This is a genomic window from Clostridium sp. HBUAS56010 (assembly GCF_007115105.1).
Taxonomy (GTDB): domain Bacteria; phylum Bacillota; class Clostridia; order Lachnospirales; family Lachnospiraceae; genus Lacrimispora.
The window spans coordinates 63,070-81,152 of the sequence record NZ_SULJ01000014.1 but is presented as its reverse complement, the minus strand read 5'-3'; the positions used below and the strand labels follow the sequence as shown (position 1 = coordinate 81,152).

General features: G+C 36.9%; 22 protein-coding genes. 8 read left to right on the top strand and 14 right to left on the bottom strand.

Annotation, left to right across the window (positions count from 1 at the left end):
* Positions 1 to 162: 162 nt before the first annotated feature.
* The 8 genes from FAY33_RS17315 (at position 163) to FAY33_RS17280 (ending at position 6,202) form a co-directional block, all read left to right on the top strand.
* Positions 163 to 567: a hypothetical protein gene (locus FAY33_RS17315; protein WP_143322489.1), complete on the top strand. Its 405-nt coding sequence runs from the start codon at positions 163 to 165 to the stop codon at positions 565 to 567.
* A gap of 127 nt (positions 568 to 694) precedes the next feature.
* Entirely contained in the window at positions 695 to 1,762 is a 1,068-nt protein-coding gene (locus FAY33_RS17310; RefSeq protein WP_143322488.1) for a hypothetical protein, read from the top strand.
* Between the two features lie 17 nt (positions 1,763 to 1,779).
* Complete coding sequence (locus tag FAY33_RS17305) at positions 1,780 to 2,673, top strand: hypothetical protein (protein ID WP_143322487.1); 894 nt, start codon at positions 1,780 to 1,782, stop codon at positions 2,671 to 2,673.
* A 14-nt stretch (positions 2,674 to 2,687) separates the two neighbouring features.
* Entirely contained in the window at positions 2,688 to 4,172 is a 1,485-nt protein-coding gene (locus FAY33_RS17300) for a DUF5048 domain-containing protein (protein WP_143322486.1), read from the top strand.
* A gap of 15 nt (positions 4,173 to 4,187) precedes the next feature.
* Complete coding sequence (locus FAY33_RS17295; RefSeq protein WP_143322485.1) at positions 4,188 to 4,808, top strand: hypothetical protein; 621 nt, start codon at positions 4,188 to 4,190, stop codon at positions 4,806 to 4,808.
* Positions 4,808 to 5,347 (top strand): hypothetical protein, encoded by a 540-nt coding sequence (locus FAY33_RS17290; RefSeq protein ID WP_143322484.1) that lies wholly within the window; start codon positions 4,808 to 4,810, stop codon positions 5,345 to 5,347. Before FAY33_RS17295 ends, FAY33_RS17290 begins: the two co-directional genes overlap by 1 nt.
* Positions 5,348 to 5,799: 452 nt before the next feature.
* A complete protein-coding gene (locus FAY33_RS17285) occupies positions 5,800 to 6,072 on the top strand; it encodes a hypothetical protein (protein ID WP_143322483.1) in 273 nt (90 codons plus the stop codon).
* Positions 6,065 to 6,202, top strand: coding sequence for an XkdX family protein (locus FAY33_RS17280; RefSeq protein ID WP_143322482.1), 138 nt, complete (start codon positions 6,065 to 6,067; stop codon positions 6,200 to 6,202). Before FAY33_RS17285 ends, FAY33_RS17280 begins: the two co-directional genes overlap by 8 nt.
* Before the next feature lie 92 nt (positions 6,203 to 6,294).
* On the opposite strand, the gene FAY33_RS17275 is transcribed toward FAY33_RS17280, so the two are convergent.
* From FAY33_RS17275 to cysK, 14 genes are all read right to left on the bottom strand, one after another.
* Positions 6,295 to 7,224: a DNA ligase gene (locus FAY33_RS17275; protein WP_143322481.1), complete on the bottom strand. Its 930-nt coding sequence runs from the start codon at positions 7,222 to 7,224 to the stop codon at positions 6,295 to 6,297.
* Positions 7,224 to 8,000, bottom strand: coding sequence for a Ku protein (locus tag FAY33_RS17270; RefSeq protein ID WP_143322480.1), 777 nt, complete (start codon positions 7,998 to 8,000; stop codon positions 7,224 to 7,226). Before FAY33_RS17270 ends, FAY33_RS17275 begins: the two co-directional genes overlap by 1 nt.
* Positions 8,001 to 8,068: 68 nt before the next feature.
* Positions 8,069 to 8,626, bottom strand: a complete 558-nt coding sequence (locus tag FAY33_RS17265; RefSeq protein WP_143322479.1) for an SOS response-associated peptidase — start codon at positions 8,624 to 8,626, stop codon at positions 8,069 to 8,071.
* Positions 8,627 to 8,695: 69 nt separating this feature from the next.
* The gene (locus tag FAY33_RS17260; RefSeq protein ID WP_143322478.1) at positions 8,696 to 9,007 is read right to left on the bottom strand and encodes a hypothetical protein; all 312 of its coding nucleotides are present in this window, start codon (positions 9,005 to 9,007) and stop codon (positions 8,696 to 8,698) included.
* An 8-nt stretch (positions 9,008 to 9,015) separates the two neighbouring features.
* Positions 9,016 to 10,269: a DNA polymerase IV gene (locus FAY33_RS17255; protein WP_347562714.1), complete on the bottom strand. Its 1,254-nt coding sequence runs from the start codon at positions 10,267 to 10,269 to the stop codon at positions 9,016 to 9,018.
* 112 nt (positions 10,270 to 10,381) lie between these two features.
* The gene (gene lexA, locus FAY33_RS17250; protein ID WP_143322476.1) at positions 10,382 to 11,002 is read right to left on the bottom strand and encodes a transcriptional repressor LexA; all 621 of its coding nucleotides are present in this window, start codon (positions 11,000 to 11,002) and stop codon (positions 10,382 to 10,384) included.
* A 436-nt stretch (positions 11,003 to 11,438) separates the two neighbouring features.
* Positions 11,439 to 11,678 carry a hypothetical protein gene (locus tag FAY33_RS17245; protein WP_143322475.1) on the bottom strand — a complete coding sequence of 80 codons (240 nt, stop codon included), beginning with the start codon at positions 11,676 to 11,678 and terminating at the stop codon, positions 11,439 to 11,441.
* Positions 11,679 to 12,077: 399 nt separating this feature from the next.
* Positions 12,078 to 12,500, bottom strand: a complete 423-nt coding sequence (locus FAY33_RS17240) for a flavodoxin (protein WP_143322474.1) — start codon at positions 12,498 to 12,500, stop codon at positions 12,078 to 12,080.
* A 31-nt stretch (positions 12,501 to 12,531) separates the two neighbouring features.
* Positions 12,532 to 13,086 (bottom strand): DUF3793 family protein, encoded by a 555-nt coding sequence (locus FAY33_RS17235; protein ID WP_143322473.1) that lies wholly within the window; start codon positions 13,084 to 13,086, stop codon positions 12,532 to 12,534.
* A 479-nt stretch (positions 13,087 to 13,565) separates the two neighbouring features.
* Complete coding sequence (locus FAY33_RS17230) at positions 13,566 to 14,729, bottom strand: M20/M25/M40 family metallo-hydrolase (protein WP_243126816.1); 1,164 nt, start codon at positions 14,727 to 14,729, stop codon at positions 13,566 to 13,568.
* On the bottom strand, positions 14,701 to 14,883 hold the full coding sequence (locus FAY33_RS17225) for a hypothetical protein (RefSeq protein ID WP_143322472.1): 183 nt from the start codon (positions 14,881 to 14,883) through the stop codon (positions 14,701 to 14,703). Before FAY33_RS17225 ends, FAY33_RS17230 begins: the two co-directional genes overlap by 29 nt.
* Positions 14,873 to 15,637: an amino acid ABC transporter ATP-binding protein gene (locus FAY33_RS17220; RefSeq protein WP_143322471.1), complete on the bottom strand. Its 765-nt coding sequence runs from the start codon at positions 15,635 to 15,637 to the stop codon at positions 14,873 to 14,875. The genes FAY33_RS17225 and FAY33_RS17220 overlap by 11 nt, the downstream gene beginning before the upstream one ends.
* A complete protein-coding gene (locus FAY33_RS17215; protein ID WP_143322470.1) occupies positions 15,624 to 16,367 on the bottom strand; it encodes an amino acid ABC transporter permease in 744 nt (247 codons plus the stop codon). The genes FAY33_RS17220 and FAY33_RS17215 overlap by 14 nt, the downstream gene beginning before the upstream one ends.
* Positions 16,368 to 16,849: 482 nt before the next feature.
* Positions 16,850 to 17,782: a cysteine synthase A gene (gene cysK, locus FAY33_RS17205; protein WP_143322469.1), complete on the bottom strand. Its 933-nt coding sequence runs from the start codon at positions 17,780 to 17,782 to the stop codon at positions 16,850 to 16,852.
* Between the last annotated feature and the right edge of the window lie 301 nt (positions 17,783 to 18,083).

The following is an 18,083-nucleotide window of genomic DNA, read 5'->3' as shown; positions in this document are numbered from 1 at the left end:
GTTTTGAGGGTGGCTGTTCCGCCTGAAATATAAGCAAATTTCACACCGCCCATGTCACTACGTATATCAGCTAAATTGCTATTTAATTGGGTTACGCTATTTGAAATACCATCAATTTCAGTTTTCAAGGCAATATTAAAAATAAAAGAAAGGATGAAAGTTATGGATAATTTAATTTTATATGATAACACATCAATTACAATAAATGAAGGAAGTTCCGAGTATTCCTTCGCAAAAACATTTGATGCTTACGATGATTTCCATGGAACTTTAAAGTTACTTACCGAAACAAATTTGAGTTCCTATTCTATAACAAACGATTCTGGATTAATAACCGCCACATACAAAAATAAACGTTGCAAATCAACGTCAATAGATATTAAGTGGGCAGACGATGAATCAGTCGGAGAGTTACTCGTGACATTCACATTGGAGGATGTAGATTTAATTGAAAAATCAATTAGAGATTTGAGAATTAGCCAACTAGCACAGAATTCAGCAATTGTTGAACTAGCCACTATGATAACCTCGATTTCAAAACAAACAGAAGACAAAGAAGGGGGATAAAGAATAATGGTTGATTTTTATGTAATGATGATTAAACAATACGGGTTTAAACTTGAGGACGTTCTTGAACCATGGAGAAAAGCCGTTGAGGAGGCTTTAGCTAAAAAGAAATAACGGAGGAAATTAGATGATTGCAACGATACACCCCATAGCCCCTTTTGATCCATCCGTTGGAACAAATATTAATTTTACATGGTCAGGAAATCAGATATATAAAGTTCGTTGCATTATAAAAAATAATGCCACTGGAACAACAGTTCATGACAGTACTATTAGCACAATGAAGCAGTCCTATACTCTCTCGCCTACTTCTTCACTAATCAGCGGAATAAAATATGTAGCATACATAACGGTATTTGATGTAAATAATGTCGAATCCTCAATTCAAAGCATAGGAACTCCAGTTTATTGTTTTACTACTCCCACATTTAATTTATCGGTTTCTAATGGAGATATTATTAGGGCATCGTCTTACTCAGTAGGAATCAATTATTCTCAATCAGAGGGAGAATCGTTAAACTGGTTCAATATCACATTATACAGTTATCAAAAAACCGTCATGGAAACCTCTGGTCAAGTATTCGATACTTCTAATTTATCTTACATTATAAGTAATTTACAAAATGCGACTCAATATTATATTCGGGCAACTGGCGAAACAGTAAACGGAATGAGTTTAGACACTGGACATATTTTGGTGACCGCCTCATATACGACTGCTCAGATATTAAGCAAATTAGAATTAAATAATATACCAGAAACAGGGGCTATTGAAATAAAAAGTAATATAGCATCCACTGAAGGCACTCCAGAAAAAGATGTTGTATATGTTGACGGTGAATGGGTAGATTTAACCGACAATGCCGTAACGTTTAATGAAGGATTCGAAGTAAATGGAGATTTTACGGCAATTTTTCATTTTAAGAAACCCAAGAGAAATGCTGTTATAAAGGAATTTGGTACAAAGGATAGATTGAATATAAAGATATATTATCGCATAGGAAGTTATTCTGATTCAAATGGTGAAAAGGCTTACTTTGAATTGGTTGCTAACTCGTGCGGTATTAATCACGTTGTAAATAGTAATTATGTAGAAGTGTACTCAGACGATCTTCACAAGTATACGCTTTTAATAAATAGAATCAGTGGCTTGTTTGATGTCAAAGCAGATGTTATTAACATAGAGGATACATAGAGAAAGGAGACGTTTTTATGATTTTAGGATTTAGTTTTGCAGCATCAAAGGAGTCATTTAACATATCTCCTGTTTCTCCGGAGAACATTGAATATTTGACAATAAAATCAGCCATTTATGACGAAGCATATTTTTCGGAAGATATTATTAATGTTGATGATTTTGATGGAAATATCCCATCTGAATGGACTTTCAACACGAGACTACATGCTTACTTCAAAGGTAATTTGCATGGTGGTAATGTAAACTTTACCGAAAATATTGTTGAATATATAAGAATTAAACGGAAAACAGCTTATGATAATAAATTCAAAACAATATATGAGAAAAAAATCGAATCAAAGGAAGATTTTATTGTTGATATTATGCACTACTACGCCCCTGTAGGCACAGTGTCTTTTGCATACGTCCCTGTAATTTCTGGAGGAGAAAATGATTATATTATAAGTACAATAGAGTCAAAATTTGACTCTTATTTTATTTGTGAAAAAGATGTTTCCTACCCAATGATATTAGATACAGATTTCAACAAGAGACGTATTCAGCGAACGGGAACGATTGAACCCCTTGGTAGAAAAACACCTATTATTTTCAAGGGCGGTTTAACCAATTATTATGCTGGAGATATCAAGTGTTGTTTTATCGAAAATACCGATTGCAATTGGCAGACTGAAACATCTTGGAAATACAGAAATATTATATATGACTTTCTCACAAACGGTAATGTAAAAATCTTAAAAGACTACTTTGGCAATGTTTGGATGATTGGAGTCACAAGTGATGAAATTTCCGAAGAATCTGATCACCCGTTACATGTAATAACAAAATTTAGCGTCGCTGAATGCGGTGATGCTTATAGTACAAACGATTTATATTACAATGGATTGCTTAATACAAATATAGATGGATAGAATTGAGGTGAAATATGGGTCACGTAGTTACGCAAAATGATATAAACATTCTTCATCAAGGAAAACAAGAAATGAGAATCAAGGTTGAATTAATGGACTCCGATTTTAAGACCTTAGATTCTCTTGAGGGTGTAATAATATCTGATAGTTTTTCGCAAGATTCAGAATCAATTCAGAGGCGAACATACACCTGCAATATGTCCATATTAGATTCTACATTTATTATTGGCAATGATAAGAAAATATGGATAGATAAAAGGTTGAAAGTGTATTATGGTATTCGAAGTCAGAGAAGTAAAGAAATTGTATGGTACAAGTTAGGAATATTTTGTTACGTGACCATGAAGTATTCATATTCTAAAAATCAGAAGCTTCTTTCTCTTTCATGTGCTGATATGATGGCTCAATATGACGGAACACTAAACGGTCAATTAACAGGATATGGCTCCGCTAACAATTCCTCAAATTATACAATACAGAGTTTATCTATCCCGGCAGGTGAAGATATACGAACTTCTATTATTGGGATATTAAATTTAGCCGGGATTAAAAATTATGTGGTTGAAGATATTGGCAAAGAAATTCCATATGATTTAACATTTCCAACCGGTTCAACGTTTGCAAGCATATGGACGAAAATTAGAGACTTATATGATTCATGGGAGTTTTATTTTGATGAAGACGGTGTGTTTATATGGAGAAAAGTTCCAACTTACTTAGAAGATAATGTTGTTTTAAACGACCAAATCTTAAATGGCTTGGTGATAAGCGAAGAAACATCTAGTAGTTTTTCTGGTATATATAATGTTACCGAAGTGTGGGGAAAAGTATTGGAACTTGAAAATAGAGACCGTTACTCTTCCACTTCCACATATTCCAATAACACATATAGAGTTGATTTTTCTCAGTATAATTCGTGGGACGATGTAGATAACCTTACACGGTTGGCATATAAAGTATCATCTACTAATGCAGACTCCCCCTCATTCTCAATTAATGGGTACACTGCTATTCCAATTGTCGATGGTGACGGGAACGCATTAAAAGCAAATGTTTTAGAAGTAGATAAAATATATGTGTTCAGATATCGGCGTTCTGTTTCTGGTAATTCATTGTATTTACTTGGAAACTTTCAGTGTTACGGGCGGTATGAGGAAACATCAGAGGATTGCCCGTTTTCTACAACAAAACTTGGATATGAGATATTAAAGTCTATTGAGTACGAATCGTTAAGTGATGACGCGGCCTGTTATAATCAAGCTGAATATTTAACATATCAAACAACGGCAATGATGGATACAATTACGCTTACCATGGTGGTTATACCATGGCTAGAGGTAAATAAAAAAATTGAATACAGCCCCAAATATAATAATCTCAAGAATCAATATATTGTGAAAAATCTAAGTTGGAATTCGGGTGATGGAACAATGACGGTTACTCTCTTTAAATTTTTAGAGAGCTTTTCTTTTGTTTATAACAGAAAATATGGAAATTAGAAAGGAAGTGATTAAATGGCTTATGAAGAATATCCACATAGCCAGTTTCCAGGTGCAATTGACAACTTTGACAACATGCAAGACATATCAGCAAGTTTAGTTGATGCAATGGTGTCTTATCAAACAGCTATTTCAAACAAAGACTTTACTGCTGCAGCAGAAGTAATTTCAAATAATCCTGACCTTTTGAAGGTTTTGATTAACGCCGATAGGATTAATTCTATCCAAGATGCTATTAAAGCAGTAGAGAAGTATTATCTGGAGAATGTCGAAGATATGATAACAACTATATCGCAGAATACGATTGGGATTAATGATACTGCTACTGGAAATGACAAAAAGACAAATGCTTATTCAGCTGAAAAAACGGAGTTCCTTTCCGGTATAGTAATTGCTTCTAATATTAAAATTCCGGTAAGTGCATGGGGAAGTAACTTAACGTACGTGTATAGTAATTCATCAATACTTGCAAATGATCGTGTAGAGGTGGATTTTGCTTCTGCAAGTATTATAATTGCGTCAAAAGCCTTAATTTACATACAAGATGACTCAGGGGCAGGTAATATTACGTTTAAAGTAAACAAGTTACCAAAAGCAGAATTAACGATTAAAGAGATAAGGTTGGTGAGAAATTAATGGCTAAAAGTGGAAAAACAAATATTAGTGGTGGTGGCGGAATCGGTTCCGATGAACTTACTGTCACTAAAGATTATGTTTTAGAAGGATTGGGATACGTTGGGGCTGACACAGATGATGAAAAAGGTGTTGGTATAATGATTGATAATGGGATTACGGCAAATCAAAATTTGAATGCGGGTGGTTCTTTTTTAGTTAAGGGAGGGTATCATGCTCAACCTTTTTCGGTAAACGCTAATAGTTTGGCAAGTCAGACTAGGGGAACAGTTACTTCATCAAAGATGTTAAATGGAGAAACAGCTTGGGTGAATGGGAGTAAGATCACTGGTAATATTGCATCTATGGGAGGGCAGACTATTAACCCTACCGCGTCTCAACAGACTGTGGCAAGTTCCGGGAAGTATATGACCGGTAATGTGGTAGTGAACGGAGTATCTAATCTTACCCCTGCCAATGTGAGAAATGGAGTTAACATAGGTGGCACGATTGGCACTATGGTCGATTACAGTTACCTTGCAGTAGGTCAAACGGCTTTTTAAATGGCACGTTTTCGGGTGTCCTCGCTGGAGGCGTGCAAACAAGATATGCGGGGTACGGACCATTCTATATCAATTCTGAGGGTTTGAACTTTGAATATAGCAGGACGGGGGCTCATGTAGGGTTTGCAACAATTGGTAATAATATTTCGATTAATTTATCACCGTTCAGATTTATTAGGTTCACTTTATGGTCTTTTATAGATGCACGGGATTCGAGTGTTCAGTTTTTCACCGGTTTCATTCGTGCGAGTGATCGTAAATATATAAGAAGTAAATACCTGACAATTACTCAGAAGCAGTTTGGTACTTATGATGTAGACATTTCTGATATAAATGAGCATTTTTTTATAAACATTGGTTTTGAATCTAGGTCAGACTCAGTGCCGCTACCAAGCACTAAGAGCATTATAAATAGAATAGAATTTTTAAATTAGAGGAGGAAACGCAACAGTATGAAAGTATGTATTATATATGACGAAACAGGGCGTATTTTAACTGCTGAATACGGTAGGGAAATCCCTTATAAAGAAACATCCTGTAAAGTATTTGATATGGCAGATGGAGACAGCATCCAGAGGATTGACCTCTCAGACAAAGAAGACCCAAAGGTCGTTATTGTTAAATCCAAAGAAAGTTCATTATTGATCCAGATTGAAAAGCTTACCGCACAGGTTGAGTATCTATCCATGATGTCAGGAGTAGAAATGGAGGTAGGTTATGAGTAAGAATTATGAAAAGGTAAAGTATTTTTACACAGAAAATTTATGGCCCTTAAATTGGGTATGGAACGCAGTAGGTAAATGGATCACGGTGGACGAGTACCGGGAGATCACAGGGAAAGAGTATGAGAGATAATTAATATATAGCTGACAAGATAAGTATAATCTTTGTCAGCTACTTTTAATTTCTCAATCTCGTTTCATTTTTACGATAAAATATTGTTTTTATTAAGATCTCAAAATACACTCTCTTGCTGCCTTATCATCTCTAATTCCCTTAAAAACAGGTTGTCTAAAGCCATCTTTTTCAGTGGGCATTGATTCAACGATACAAACCAGTTCAGGAGTAAGCCATACAGCCTCAGAATTGCCTTCTGGAATGTATCCAAATGGCGAATAATCAACCACCTTATACTTATGCTGATTTAATATCCTAAGACTCACGCCAAGGGTTACGTGACCCCTATAGGTAAGCACATCATCATCATACTGCCCCAATACAAGACTGGTCATATTATTAGCCTTGAGTATATAGCCGCATATTACGCAATCTTCTGTTGACATTACTTTACATTTAATCCAGTCTTTCGTTTTCTTTCCTTGCCAATACAAACTATCTTTTCTTTTGGCAACAATCCCTTCAAGAGATTTGGCTTTAACAAGCTCATATAGTTTAATTCCATCTTTTTCAACATATCGAGATACAGATATTAAATTATTTTCCATCACAACATCTTCAAGATACTTTTTGCGCTCAATAAGCGGGAGCATAGTTATTTCCTTGTCTTTGTAATATAAAATATCATAAGCTATTATGCTCGCTGGGAATCTATCGGAAGCTAATTTAATTTTAAATGGGTTAGACATCAATGCCCGTTTTTGTACTTCATAAAAATCAGGCACTCCGCTCCTGAGAACAAGCAATTCGTGGTCAAGGATGCACTTAGTTTTAACTTGTTTGTGCAGGTTCTCCAATTCAGGAAATATGGGAATCATAAGTTTGTTTCGCTTATTACGCATATCTGTTTCATCACTCAGAAAAGACACACATCTAATACCGTCCCATTTTATCTCATAAATATATTCTGGTGAATTGAATGGGTCTTGCATTTCGGATATAAGCATAGGGCTAATGTTCTTTGTATCAAAAATATCCATTATGCTAATCCTTTATTCCCTTTTGCCATTTCAACGGTTTTCTTCATAGCTTCCATAAGATCAATAATATTGTTTTGTGATCCTGTATCAGCATTTACGATTTCTTTTCCATTTATCTTACTTTCAATAGCCTGTCTCAGTCTTTCTTGATATTCATCGTGGTATAGGCTAGGATCAAAAGATTTAGTCATGGATTCGATCATGGTTTTTGCCATATCTACCTCTGGTTTTGTAACATCTGCCTTAGTTACTGTTACTGGCACCGCTTGAATCTCAGCCTGATAATATAATGTTTTGGCAATTATACATTCTTTCGTAGGATACAATACCATTAGATTTTCTGTAGCTCCTATAACAGTTTTTGCTATACCAACCTTCTTCTGCGACAACATTGCTTGTCTCAATAGTTCACATGCCTTTTCAGCTCCTGGTTCTGGTACGATATAGTAATTCTTTTCATAAAATATTTGATCTACATCTGATAATTTTGCAAAGTGTTCTATGTGTATTGTTTTATCTTTCTTGGTTTTGATCCTTTCAAGTTCATCTTCTGTAAATGTAACATATTTGCCTTTTTCATATTCATAACCTTTTATAATTCCACTTGAGTCTACCTCTTTGTTACAAGATGGACATATTTTTTTATACTTAACTCTCTCGTGTGTGTCTTTACAAAGTTGATTAAAACTAACCGTTATATCTTTTGTGGTTTTGTATAAACCAACGGGTATATAAAGTAACCCAACACTAATAGCGCTTTTATGTGCTACTGCCATATTAACACCGCCTTTTTATTTTTAGTGTGGATTAATGGGTGCTTATTTATACATATAGAGAAGCCACGTCATGTTGTTTGATGTTCTAATTTTTGAACAGAATTAATCATAGTATTTACCGGATCGTTCCCATTGAGCCATTCATCATGTTTTTCTTTTGGCAATATTACTGGCATCCTATCGTGGATAAAGGATATACCAGACCATGCAGGACGAGTCAGAATAACAAAAATGGATTCGCCTGTCTTATGGTCTATTTTTGATAAGCCAGCCAACCATAAAATATCATTATCTGGAGAATATAATCTTTGTTTAATTTTCTTAGAGCCTTGCTTTTCCCATTCAAAATACCAACTGGCGGGGATTAAACAACGTCCTTCAGCCATAGGTTTTCGAAACATATTCTTTTCTACTGCTGTCTCACTTCTGGCATTTATAACCTCGCCTTTCCCATCGTATTTTGGAAAACCCCAACGCATAGCCGTCATATCTCCAGTAGGTGATAATACAGGAACTGTATTTGTTGGATATATTTCACCTGTCTTAATAGCAGTTTTTCTCTCTACAGCAGCAATTATTGATTGCAGCTCCACATTATCTATTTCGATATAATATCTTCCACACATACCCCTACCTCGTTTCTATACTTAATTGATTCATACCTCTATTCCATTATGCCCATTATTAACATAAAATCATATTACCATAATCCATTTACATGATTCTATAAAAAATATTAATTTAAAGTCCCGCAAAAACCCGCCAATTATTGATTCACACAGAAACTCCTTTGATGCAATACCGGAGTAATTTTTATCCTCACTGCTTTTAATGCAAATATCAGTCACGCTTTGTATTATCCCGTCGTCGCCTTCAAATTTGATGCTTAGTGGTCTTGGGCTACAACTGGCAGTAAACCATACTTTACATGCGATATGATACATTTTTCCTCTTATCTCGCCGCTGTCTATATCATTTGTATTTGTTCCGATTCCAAAAGCACTCATATTATCACCTATAATACATTTTGTTTGTTATAATCAACAGTTCGCTTTTCACGACTTATTCCACCACTCATATGGTCAATCTTTCCGGACTTGGCAAAGCTTGCTCTTACAACAGAGTCCGTTCCAAATCTCTTACGTATATTATCTATTGCTTTATCTAATTTTTCAAACTTCTCATAGTCATAACCGTCAAATAAATTCAGTTGCCTTGTTTCTTCGCTCACAACTTGACTAGTGTGTATTCCGAGATGGCGTATAGGCACCTTATCCCATGCTTCGTCGAAAATTTTACATGCAGCCTCGTATATTTCTTTGGTTATATTTGTAGCCACACTTAATTTATTTTGATGACTGTAATATCTAAGATTGCAATCTCTAATCCCTACGGAAACTACTTTTATTTTTACGTCATCAACTCTTAACCTTGCTGACACTGTTTCGGCTAACGAAAGTAGTACCAACTTGGCTGTTTGAACATCGGTCACATCAAATGAAATTGTCGTACTATTACCATACCCCTTATTAGGAGGTGGAATTGGTTCAACAGAGGAAAAATCTATACCGTTGGCAAATGACCATATTACCTCACCATGTTTCCCAAGGTGTGCCTTCATTGTTTTTAAATCTGTTTGTGCTAATTCACCGATTGTTTTAATTCCAATTCCATATAACTTTTTGGTTGTTGCTCTACCAACAAAAAATAGATCTGATACGGGTAATATCCACATTTTATCCTTAATTTCATCAAGCCATAAGGTATGAGTATAATTAGGCTTTTTAAAATCCGACGCCATTTTTGCTAATACTTTATTGCTTGATATTCCAATGTTTACAGTAAATCCAAGTTCGTTGTATATTCTCTCTCTTATACTATCAGCCACTTCTTTCGGATCACCGAATAGATTAATTGTCCCTGTCATGTCGACAAACACTTCGTCTATAGAGTACTGCTCGACGGCTGGACTATATTCTTTTATAATGTCAACAAACGCCTGTGAAGATTTTTGATAAAGATTATAATTGGGTGGTACTATTACTATATCTGGACATTTTCTTATAGCGTCCGTTACTGGCTCACCCGTTTGTATTTTATATTTTTTAGCAGGTATGCTTTTAGCGAGTATTATGCCATGTCTTTTTGATACGTCTCCTCCGACAGCAGATGGAATATCTCTTAAGTCTAATGTACCTCCTAAATGGTAGAGTCTATACACAGCTTCCCAACTCAAAAATGCAGAGTTTACGTCAATATGAAAAATCACCTTTTGCAAAACATCACCTCCAACTATATTATATACATTATAATCGAATGTATGTTCGTTTAATAGTGGGAATTATAGGAAGCATTTCTGCTTCCCTAATTAATTTTATGATTTATATATTGTGTATACCTTTCCGAAACAGTCCAATAACTTTTCCTAGAACCTTCACATGGTCTACAATGATCGGCTCCATAGAATCGTTTTCTGGTTGAAGCCTATAGTGTCCATCTTCTTTAAAGAAACGTTTTATCGTGATAATATCATCTATAAGAGCCACAACAATATCATTGTTTTTTACTTCCGATGTCATCTTAACTATGATCTGGTCTCCTTCCAATATGCCTGCATTAATCATACTGTTACCTCTCATCTTTAACATAAAGGTCTCTTCGTTGGGAAGAAAATCAGAAGGAATCGGATAGCAATTCTCTATATTTTTCTCAGCATAAAGAGACTGACTGGCTGCGACTGTTCCCAACACAGGGACATTCACGACCTCTCTGCGGGTAAGATTAAAGCAGTCATCAATAATCTCAATGGTTCTGGGCTTTGTCGGATCTCTTCTCATATATTCTTTTTTTATCAATACCTCTATATACCTTTGTACGGTTGATGCAGATTTTACTCCAATTTCAGTGGCAATTTCTCTCACGGTTGGAGGGTATCCATTTTTTAAAATTGATTGCTTAATATAATCTAGTACCAATTGCTGTTTTTTAGTGAGTTTATTCATGTAACCACCTCCAATTTTTAATGAAGCATGTTTAGCATAACATAAACCGAAACAAAAATCAAACGTATGTTCTATTTTTTAATATTTTTTCTATTGATTTTCATAGTAATATGTGCTATATTGGGATTATAAAGAGATAATACATATTCAAGGTGATATCTCACGTCCCTGTTCGCTGCAGGGTAGGCTATTTTTTTAACTTATCTATGTAAGTCAGCAATGACAAGATATGTTTTAGCATAAATATTCCGACTGCTAGCATATCAGATATCTTTCATATTTGCCGTGAGAGATATTAACAATCAACCGCCCACAAAGTGGTTGACCTCGGAATAATGGTTTGAAAGATCGTCCCTACTCCGGTCAGAGTACAAGGGGCGGTTTTTTATGTATTGCTAAATAAAATAAGCCAGTCATGAGACTAGCCTAATTTATATTAAGATTCAGTTTTGTTCTTATTTATGATCAGGTCTTTTAATTCAGTAATTGAAATATTGTTGTCCTCTAGCACATTGGATAACTCTTTTAATTCTTCTAATTTCAACTCCCCTTCTAATTGTTTATATTTTTCTTCAAGCGATTTAATGGCATTCTTATGGCTTACTATTTCATCTTTTGTTTTTATGAGTTCCTCATTGAGTTTTTCTATTGGTGTCTTACGAACTCCTCTTGCCATGATATATTGCCTCCTTATATGATATTATTCAACGTATAGATTATATCATAAATTGGGCAATTGTATACCAGAAAATACAAATTCATATATAAGTATACTTAATAAAACTATGATATCAAATGTATTTATATGTGAACTCGTATTCACACATGAATTTCTTACTACATATGTTGACTACAATTAATGGATGAAGTGTCAAACCTCCTATAGTTATTGATGCGATAATACAAACATGTGTTCGATTCCCGGATAGGTCATCATTCGTACACGGTACAATTCTGAATTGCCAGAATTGCATCGTGTTTTTTTAACTGCAGTAAGTAATTGCTTGGATACAAAATAAGGGTGACTGCCACCAAACGCAGCAGTCACCCTTATTTCTATAGAAACATTATAATTTTAAGCAAGTGCCTTTCCAAGTTCAACACACTGAGCTTCTCCTTCGGCATCCGGTTCATTGTTGCAGATAACACTGTCATGAACGAGAACTGCACCATCTCCCTTGCAGGTATCTTCCCAATTGCGCATCCATTCTCCGTCTCCCCAGCCATAAGAACCGAATAAAGCGATCTTTTTTCCAGACAATTTGGGTTCGCAGCTCTGGAACATAGGCTCAAATTCTCCGTCCTCCAGTTCTTCGCTTCCCATGGAAGGACAGCCGAATGCCAATGCATCAAACTCATCAATCTGACCTGGATTAAAATCAGAAGGAGTGAATAAAGAAACTTCTGCTCCCGCCTCTTTGGCTCCCTCTGCTACTTTATTTGCCATTGCTTCTGTATTACCAGTGCCGCTCCAAAAAACAACTGCTACTTTACTCATCCTACCTACCTCTTCTTTCCTATTTATTTGTTCAGGCAGCTACAGTTAACTGCCAGACCGTTCTTCCATTCTGCCACAAGCGGGCGTAGATCGTTCTGCACTTCTGATAGCGTTTAAACTTTTTCTCCGCTTCACACTCATTGCAGTAAACCTTCCAACAGCCGATGCACTTACAGTTTTTTCCGGCATTCTGAATGAATCCGATCACGTCTCCCAGAGGATATCCAAGAAATATTCCAATTTCATGAGGAAATGAGCCATCCTCTTTCAAACGTTCTCTCAGCTTTAAAAGAGCCTCCTCTACTTCCATACGACTGTAACCATATTTTTCAAGAAAACGCCTTACGCCAGGGCGATTTAAGTCCTCTCTTAAATGAGACCTCCGGTAAACGTAAATGAGCGCCTTATTATTACGCCGGTATAGTTCGATAAGGGAAATTCCTTTTTCGCCTAGCTGACTGTTTAAATGAATCAACTGCTCCTGCAGCTCTTCTTCCGATGAAAAAGAATGATTAAAAAGGCTTGCCGTCTTAATGGAAGCCAGTGTCGGGGAACAATATTCGATCAGGTGCTTTTCAAGTAACATATCGGTACCTCCAAAGTCATATTTGTCTCCCATCTTTTTCAAGGGCAAAAGCTTTCGGTTAGTTTTACCTAACTAATATATAAATACCATATTTCACCTTTGTAATCAATAGGCATTTGCCTTAATGGGAAATTTTCTACTATATCTTATTATCTGCAAAAGGGACCTGTATAATTATCCAAATTCTTACAGGAAATCTTCATACTTTTTACCCTTTTTTTATATAACGTACAAAATTTCTTCACAATTTTGCGGTATGATATAGATACAAACATAGAACAAATACACAAAGCAGTCAGAGCGCTTACATACATATGTTGTTACTAAGTCGGCAGAGTTGCCTTATATGACTTCTTTGCCGGCTCAACCTAATTACGATTCCATGGAACATCTTCAATCAATGAACTGTCCATGGATTAATATAAAAGAATATGAAAAAAGAAGAGGCAGGGGCTTCTTCTTTTTTGTATATGCTTTCCTTATTTTCCAGTGGGGGATATAAGCCCCAGTGCAAGAGCGGCGGTTGTCTCCAACTGATCCACAGTGGTATATTCTTTCGGAGTGTGAACTTCGTTCATACCGCAGGCAAGAACAATTCCCCGGATACCATTGCGGACAAAATGATTGTTGTCGCTGCCACCCAGAGTATACTGGGTCTGCGCGTTCAGTCCCAATCCTTCACAGACACGGAAAAACCGTTTTACCACTTCCTCATCATCATTCACGGCATAGGCTTCAATCTGTTTTTCAAACCAGAAATCAACCGTAGTTTCATAATCTTTTGCGGTCGCTTCAAATACTTCTTTTAATTTATTTAATTCTTCCATGGCACGGTGATCTTTTAAGCTTCTGATCTCCCCTAAAACAGTACATTCATCGGAGACAATATTGGTCTGTTTTCCTCCAGTAATTGTTCCGACGTTCACGGTTGTCTCCTCATCTACCCAGCCCTGTTTCAACTGTGCAATGGAACGGGCTGCAATTTCAATCGCATTAATTCCAAGCTGAGGGCAAAATCCCGCATGAGCATTCTTGCCGTTTACTTTAATACCGAAAGAAATAAGGGTCGGCGCTGCTGTTGCTGCAAGACCAATCTCACCGCTTAAATCAAATACATAAGCCTGTTTTGACTGAATCTTTGAATAGTCCACCAACTGACTTCCCTTTCCGTAATTTTCTTCAGCAACAGGAAATAATACTTCGATATCAGAATAAGGAAGATTCTGTTCTTTCGCCACCCGTACCGCTTCCAGGATTGCAGCAATTCCAGAAAGATCATCTGCACCTAAAACCGTATCTCCCTGGGAAGTAATCACACCGTTTTCATCTTCTACTGCACATTTTCCGATTCCCGGTCTTACGGTATCCATATGAGCAGATAAAAGAATGGGACTGCCCTCTGTATTGCCCTTTAAAAATCCGTAGAGATTGCCGGTAGGTGCCTGATCGCCGTATCCATCAATGCGCTCCTTAAGCTGAATCCCTGCCTCATCCTCGCTCACTTCAAATCCAAGTGATTGGAGTTCTTTGGTCAGATAGTCTGCAATCTCTCTCTCATGGTAGGTTTCAGAATCAAACTCCACCATCTTCTTAAACTGGTCTACCAGTCTTCTTTTATTTATAACGCTGCTTTTTGCTTCCATAAATATCCTCCTTTTTTAACAACAAGACCTCTATTCCAAAGGAAATTGTGAAACGGTTATTCTGCCGTTTAAACTTCCCATCTTTTTCTACTTCACGGGTTAAAAATTTTTTACCTAGCAGTTCCTCTTTTATCACGTCATTTCTAAATGGCATAATCCGGACTTTCCAGCATATGAATCTTCACCAGAAATTCTTTTAACCGCTGGTTCTCCGGGTTGTCAAAGATTTCTTTTGGTGTTCCATCCGCAACAATTTTTCCATTTTCAAGAAACAGAATCCTATTTGCTACATTTTTAACAAAGTTCATCTCATGAGTGACCAGCAAAATTGTATTGCCTTCTTTTGCCGCATTCCGGATGGTGGTAAGCACTTCGCTGACTAATTCCGGGTCCAGAGCTGAGGTTGGTTCATCCATAAGAAGAAGTTTGGGGTCCATGGCAAGGGCTCTTGCAATCGCAACTCTCTGCTGCTGACCGCCGGATAAATGTCTTGGATAATGAGAAATCCGGTCTCCCATTCCAACCTTTTCCAAGTGTTTGACAGCAATCTCTTTTGCTTCTTTTTTCTTTAATTTCTTGACAACCACAAGACCTTCCATGACATTCTCCAGTGCCGTCCGGTTTTTAAAGAGATTAAACTGTTGGAATACCATCTCCGTATATTTTCGGAGTTCCAGCTTCTCTTTTGCGGATTTGGTAGTTAAATCTATGGTTTTTCCATTGATAACAACGGAACCTTCCTCTGGCTTTTCCAAGAGATTAATACAGCGTAAAAGTGTTGATTTTCCAGTTCCGGAGGGTCCGATGATAGCTACAACATCTCCTTCATTGATGGTTAAATCCACATGGTCCAACACCACATTTTCCCCGTACTTTTTCGTTAATCCCCGAATTTCAATTGCGTTCATTTCCCAACCCTCCTTTTAAAACCGTCACCTGATCAGGCACGCTCATTCTCTTTTCAATATAGCTGAAAAGTCTTTCAATAAAAATGGTCAATACCCAGTAAATAATTGCAAGAGAACAGTAAATCTCAAAATACCGGTAACTGCTTCCTGCAAGAATTTTTCCCTGCGCTGTTATTTCTACAACGGAACAGGTAAATGCAAGAGAGGTTCCTTTCACCAATCCAATGAGGGAATTGCCAAGAGAAGGAATTGCAACCGTAACTGCTTGTGGAAACAGAACTCTGAAAAAGATCTGCAATCCATTCATTCCCAACGATTTAGCTGCTTCTACCTGACCTTTTTCCACCGATTGTATTGCCGCACGAATGGTCTCTGAATCAAAAGCTGACTGGTTCAGCCCCAGTGCTACAATTGCAAATATAATTGGGGGAATTCCATTGACATTAAAATCTGTTCCATTATAGAAATTATAGTACTTTAAGGCAATGGGGATTCCAAAATAGGTAAGATACAATTGAACGATAATAGGAGTTCCTCTTACAATGGAAACAAACAGAGTACAAATCTGCCGTAATACCGGAATGTTATGAATCTTTACAAATGCAATAAAAAGTCCTACTACCCACCCGATGATCAGGGCAGTTAAGGTCAGTTGCAGGGTTACAGGCAGGTATTTTAATAATGCAGGAATCTCTGTAAATACTAACTGCCAATCAAATATTTTGCTCATCTTGCTCCTCCAGCTTTGCCTTGTTATTCATAAGAAGGGGAATCGTCCGAACCAAACCATTTTGCATTGATTTCTTTCGAAGTTCCATCTTTAATTACTTCTTTTAAGGCTTTGTTTAAATCTTCTACTAACTATGCATTCCACCCCCAGAAGCTTTCATGCAATGACATGCCTGCTTGCCCGTCTCCAAAAGGAGTAACAAAATAGTTATTCTCTCTTCTTTTTATGTGTACCAAAAAAACAGATGCCGTCAGACACCTGCTTTTTCAGTCACAAATACCATGTGCAGCTTTTCAGCAGAGTCTCTCTCTGATAGTTATAACCGATTTGGAATCCATCATACTCTCAGCCATTTTTATCCTTCTCCCCTGCTGTTTCCCCATTGCATTCTATCAATCTCTCTGATTCAGATATAAATGTAGCTGGCAATAAGATCTCCTTACAACCAGCTATTTATACCACCAGTCAAGTTCCTTCTTATATTAGCCAAATAAAGGAGTGGACAGATAACGGTCTCCAGAATCTGGTAATAATACAACAATTGTCTTTCCTTTATTCTCAGGTCTTTCTGCCAGCATCTTTGCTGCCTTTAAAACTGCACCAGATGAGATACCAACTAAGATTCCTTCAGTAACGGCAAATGTTTTTCCCTCTTTAAACGCATCTTCATTCTCAATGGTAATCACTTCATCGTAAATCTTTGTATCAAGAACTTCCGGCACAAATCCTGCTCCGATTCCCTGAATTTTATGAGGGCCAGGTTTACCACCGGAAAGAATCGGGCTGCTTGCAGGCTCTACGGCTACGATTTTCACATCAGGATTCTTCTCTTTTAAATAAGAACCTACGCCTGTTACAGTACCGCCCGTACCTACTCCCGCAATAAAGATATCAACGGTTCCGTCTGTCTGCTCCCAGATCTCTGGACCGGTTGTCTCTTTGTGCACTTTGGGATTGGCTGGGTTTACGAACTGTCCTAAGATCACAGCTCCCTCGATCTCAGCCTTTAATTCTTCTGCCTTTGCAATAGCTCCCTTCATGCCTTTTGCACCTTCTGTCAATACCAGTTCTGCGCCATAAGCCTTTAACAGATTTCTTCTCTCCACGCTCATGGTGTCTGGAAGTGTAAGAATGGTCTTATAGCCTTTTGCTGCAGCAACTGCTGCCAGACCGATTCCAGTATTTCCTGAGGTTGGTTCAATGATGGTGGCACCTTCTTTTAAAATACCGGTCTTTTCCGCATCTTCGATCATAGCCAATGCAATACGGTCTTTTACAGAACCAGCCGGATTTAAGTACTCCAGTTTTGCAAGGATGGTTGCGTCCTTTACTCCTTCACTGGCACTATAACGGTTTAACTTCAGAATCGGTGTTCCTCCAATAAGTTCTACGGCACTTTCTTTGATTGTTCCCATATCATTACCCTCCATTTTATAATTTTGTTTTTATGAGAAAAGAGCAGACGCCAATCCTGGCACCTGCTCTTCGGTCTACATGAAATAAATTCCATTCCATCCCTTAAAGCTGTCAGGCTTCCTAACCGGCATTACAATAAAACTGTATTCTCTGCCACATATACAGCCCGACAACAACATCGTATATTTATAAATTTATGATTTCTTAAAATAGATTCCCTTTTCATATGAAACCACCTTTTCCTTTTACATACCTATTTGATATGTTTGTATGTTATATTTATATTAAACCATGTAAGAG

What these genes read in the sequence shown, in the direction of transcription:
- FAY33_RS17265 (WP_143322479.1), bottom strand. Translation starts at nt 8,626, where the DNA reads ATGTGTGGAAGATATTATATCGAAATAGATAATGTGGAGCTGCAATCA.
- FAY33_RS17260 (WP_143322478.1), bottom strand. Translation starts at nt 9,007, where the DNA reads ATGAGTGCTTTTGGAATCGGAACAAATACAAATGATATAGACAGCGGC.
- FAY33_RS17270 (WP_143322480.1), bottom strand. Translation starts at nt 8,000, where the DNA reads ATGGCAGTAGCACATAAAAGCGCTATTAGTGTTGGGTTACTTTATATA.
- FAY33_RS17310 (WP_143322488.1), top strand. Translation starts at nt 695, where the DNA reads ATGATTGCAACGATACACCCCATAGCCCCTTTTGATCCATCCGTTGGA.
- FAY33_RS17230 (WP_243126816.1), bottom strand. Translation starts at nt 14,729, where the DNA reads ATGGAAGCAAAAAGCAGCGTTATAAATAAAAGAAGACTGGTAGACCAG.
- FAY33_RS17290 (WP_143322484.1), top strand. Translation starts at nt 4,808, where the DNA reads ATGGCTAAAAGTGGAAAAACAAATATTAGTGGTGGTGGCGGAATCGGT.
- FAY33_RS17225 (WP_143322472.1), bottom strand. Translation starts at nt 14,883, where the DNA reads ATGCCATTTAGAAATGACGTGATAAAAGAGGAACTGCTAGGTAAAAAA.
- FAY33_RS17280 (WP_143322482.1), top strand. Translation starts at nt 6,065, where the DNA reads ATGAGTAAGAATTATGAAAAGGTAAAGTATTTTTACACAGAAAATTTA.
- FAY33_RS17240 (WP_143322474.1), bottom strand. Translation starts at nt 12,500, where the DNA reads ATGAGTAAAGTAGCAGTTGTTTTTTGGAGCGGCACTGGTAATACAGAA.
- FAY33_RS17275 (WP_143322481.1), bottom strand. Translation starts at nt 7,224, where the DNA reads ATGGATATTTTTGATACAAAGAACATTAGCCCTATGCTTATATCCGAA.
- FAY33_RS17295 (WP_143322485.1), top strand. Translation starts at nt 4,188, where the DNA reads ATGGCTTATGAAGAATATCCACATAGCCAGTTTCCAGGTGCAATTGAC.
- FAY33_RS17220 (WP_143322471.1), bottom strand. Translation starts at nt 15,637, where the DNA reads ATGAACGCAATTGAAATTCGGGGATTAACGAAAAAGTACGGGGAAAAT.
- FAY33_RS17300 (WP_143322486.1), top strand. Translation starts at nt 2,688, where the DNA reads ATGGGTCACGTAGTTACGCAAAATGATATAAACATTCTTCATCAAGGA.
- FAY33_RS17315 (WP_143322489.1), top strand. Translation starts at nt 163, where the DNA reads ATGGATAATTTAATTTTATATGATAACACATCAATTACAATAAATGAA.
- lexA (WP_143322476.1), bottom strand. Translation starts at nt 11,002, where the DNA reads ATGAATAAACTCACTAAAAAACAGCAATTGGTACTAGATTATATTAAG.
- FAY33_RS17285 (WP_143322483.1), top strand. Translation starts at nt 5,800, where the DNA reads ATGAAAGTATGTATTATATATGACGAAACAGGGCGTATTTTAACTGCT.
- FAY33_RS17215 (WP_143322470.1), bottom strand. Translation starts at nt 16,367, where the DNA reads ATGAGCAAAATATTTGATTGGCAGTTAGTATTTACAGAGATTCCTGCA.
- FAY33_RS17245 (WP_143322475.1), bottom strand. Translation starts at nt 11,678, where the DNA reads ATGGCAAGAGGAGTTCGTAAGACACCAATAGAAAAACTCAATGAGGAA.
- FAY33_RS17235 (WP_143322473.1), bottom strand. Translation starts at nt 13,086, where the DNA reads ATGTTACTTGAAAAGCACCTGATCGAATATTGTTCCCCGACACTGGCT.
- FAY33_RS17305 (WP_143322487.1), top strand. Translation starts at nt 1,780, where the DNA reads ATGATTTTAGGATTTAGTTTTGCAGCATCAAAGGAGTCATTTAACATA.
- cysK (WP_143322469.1), bottom strand. Translation starts at nt 17,782, where the DNA reads ATGGGAACAATCAAAGAAAGTGCCGTAGAACTTATTGGAGGAACACCG.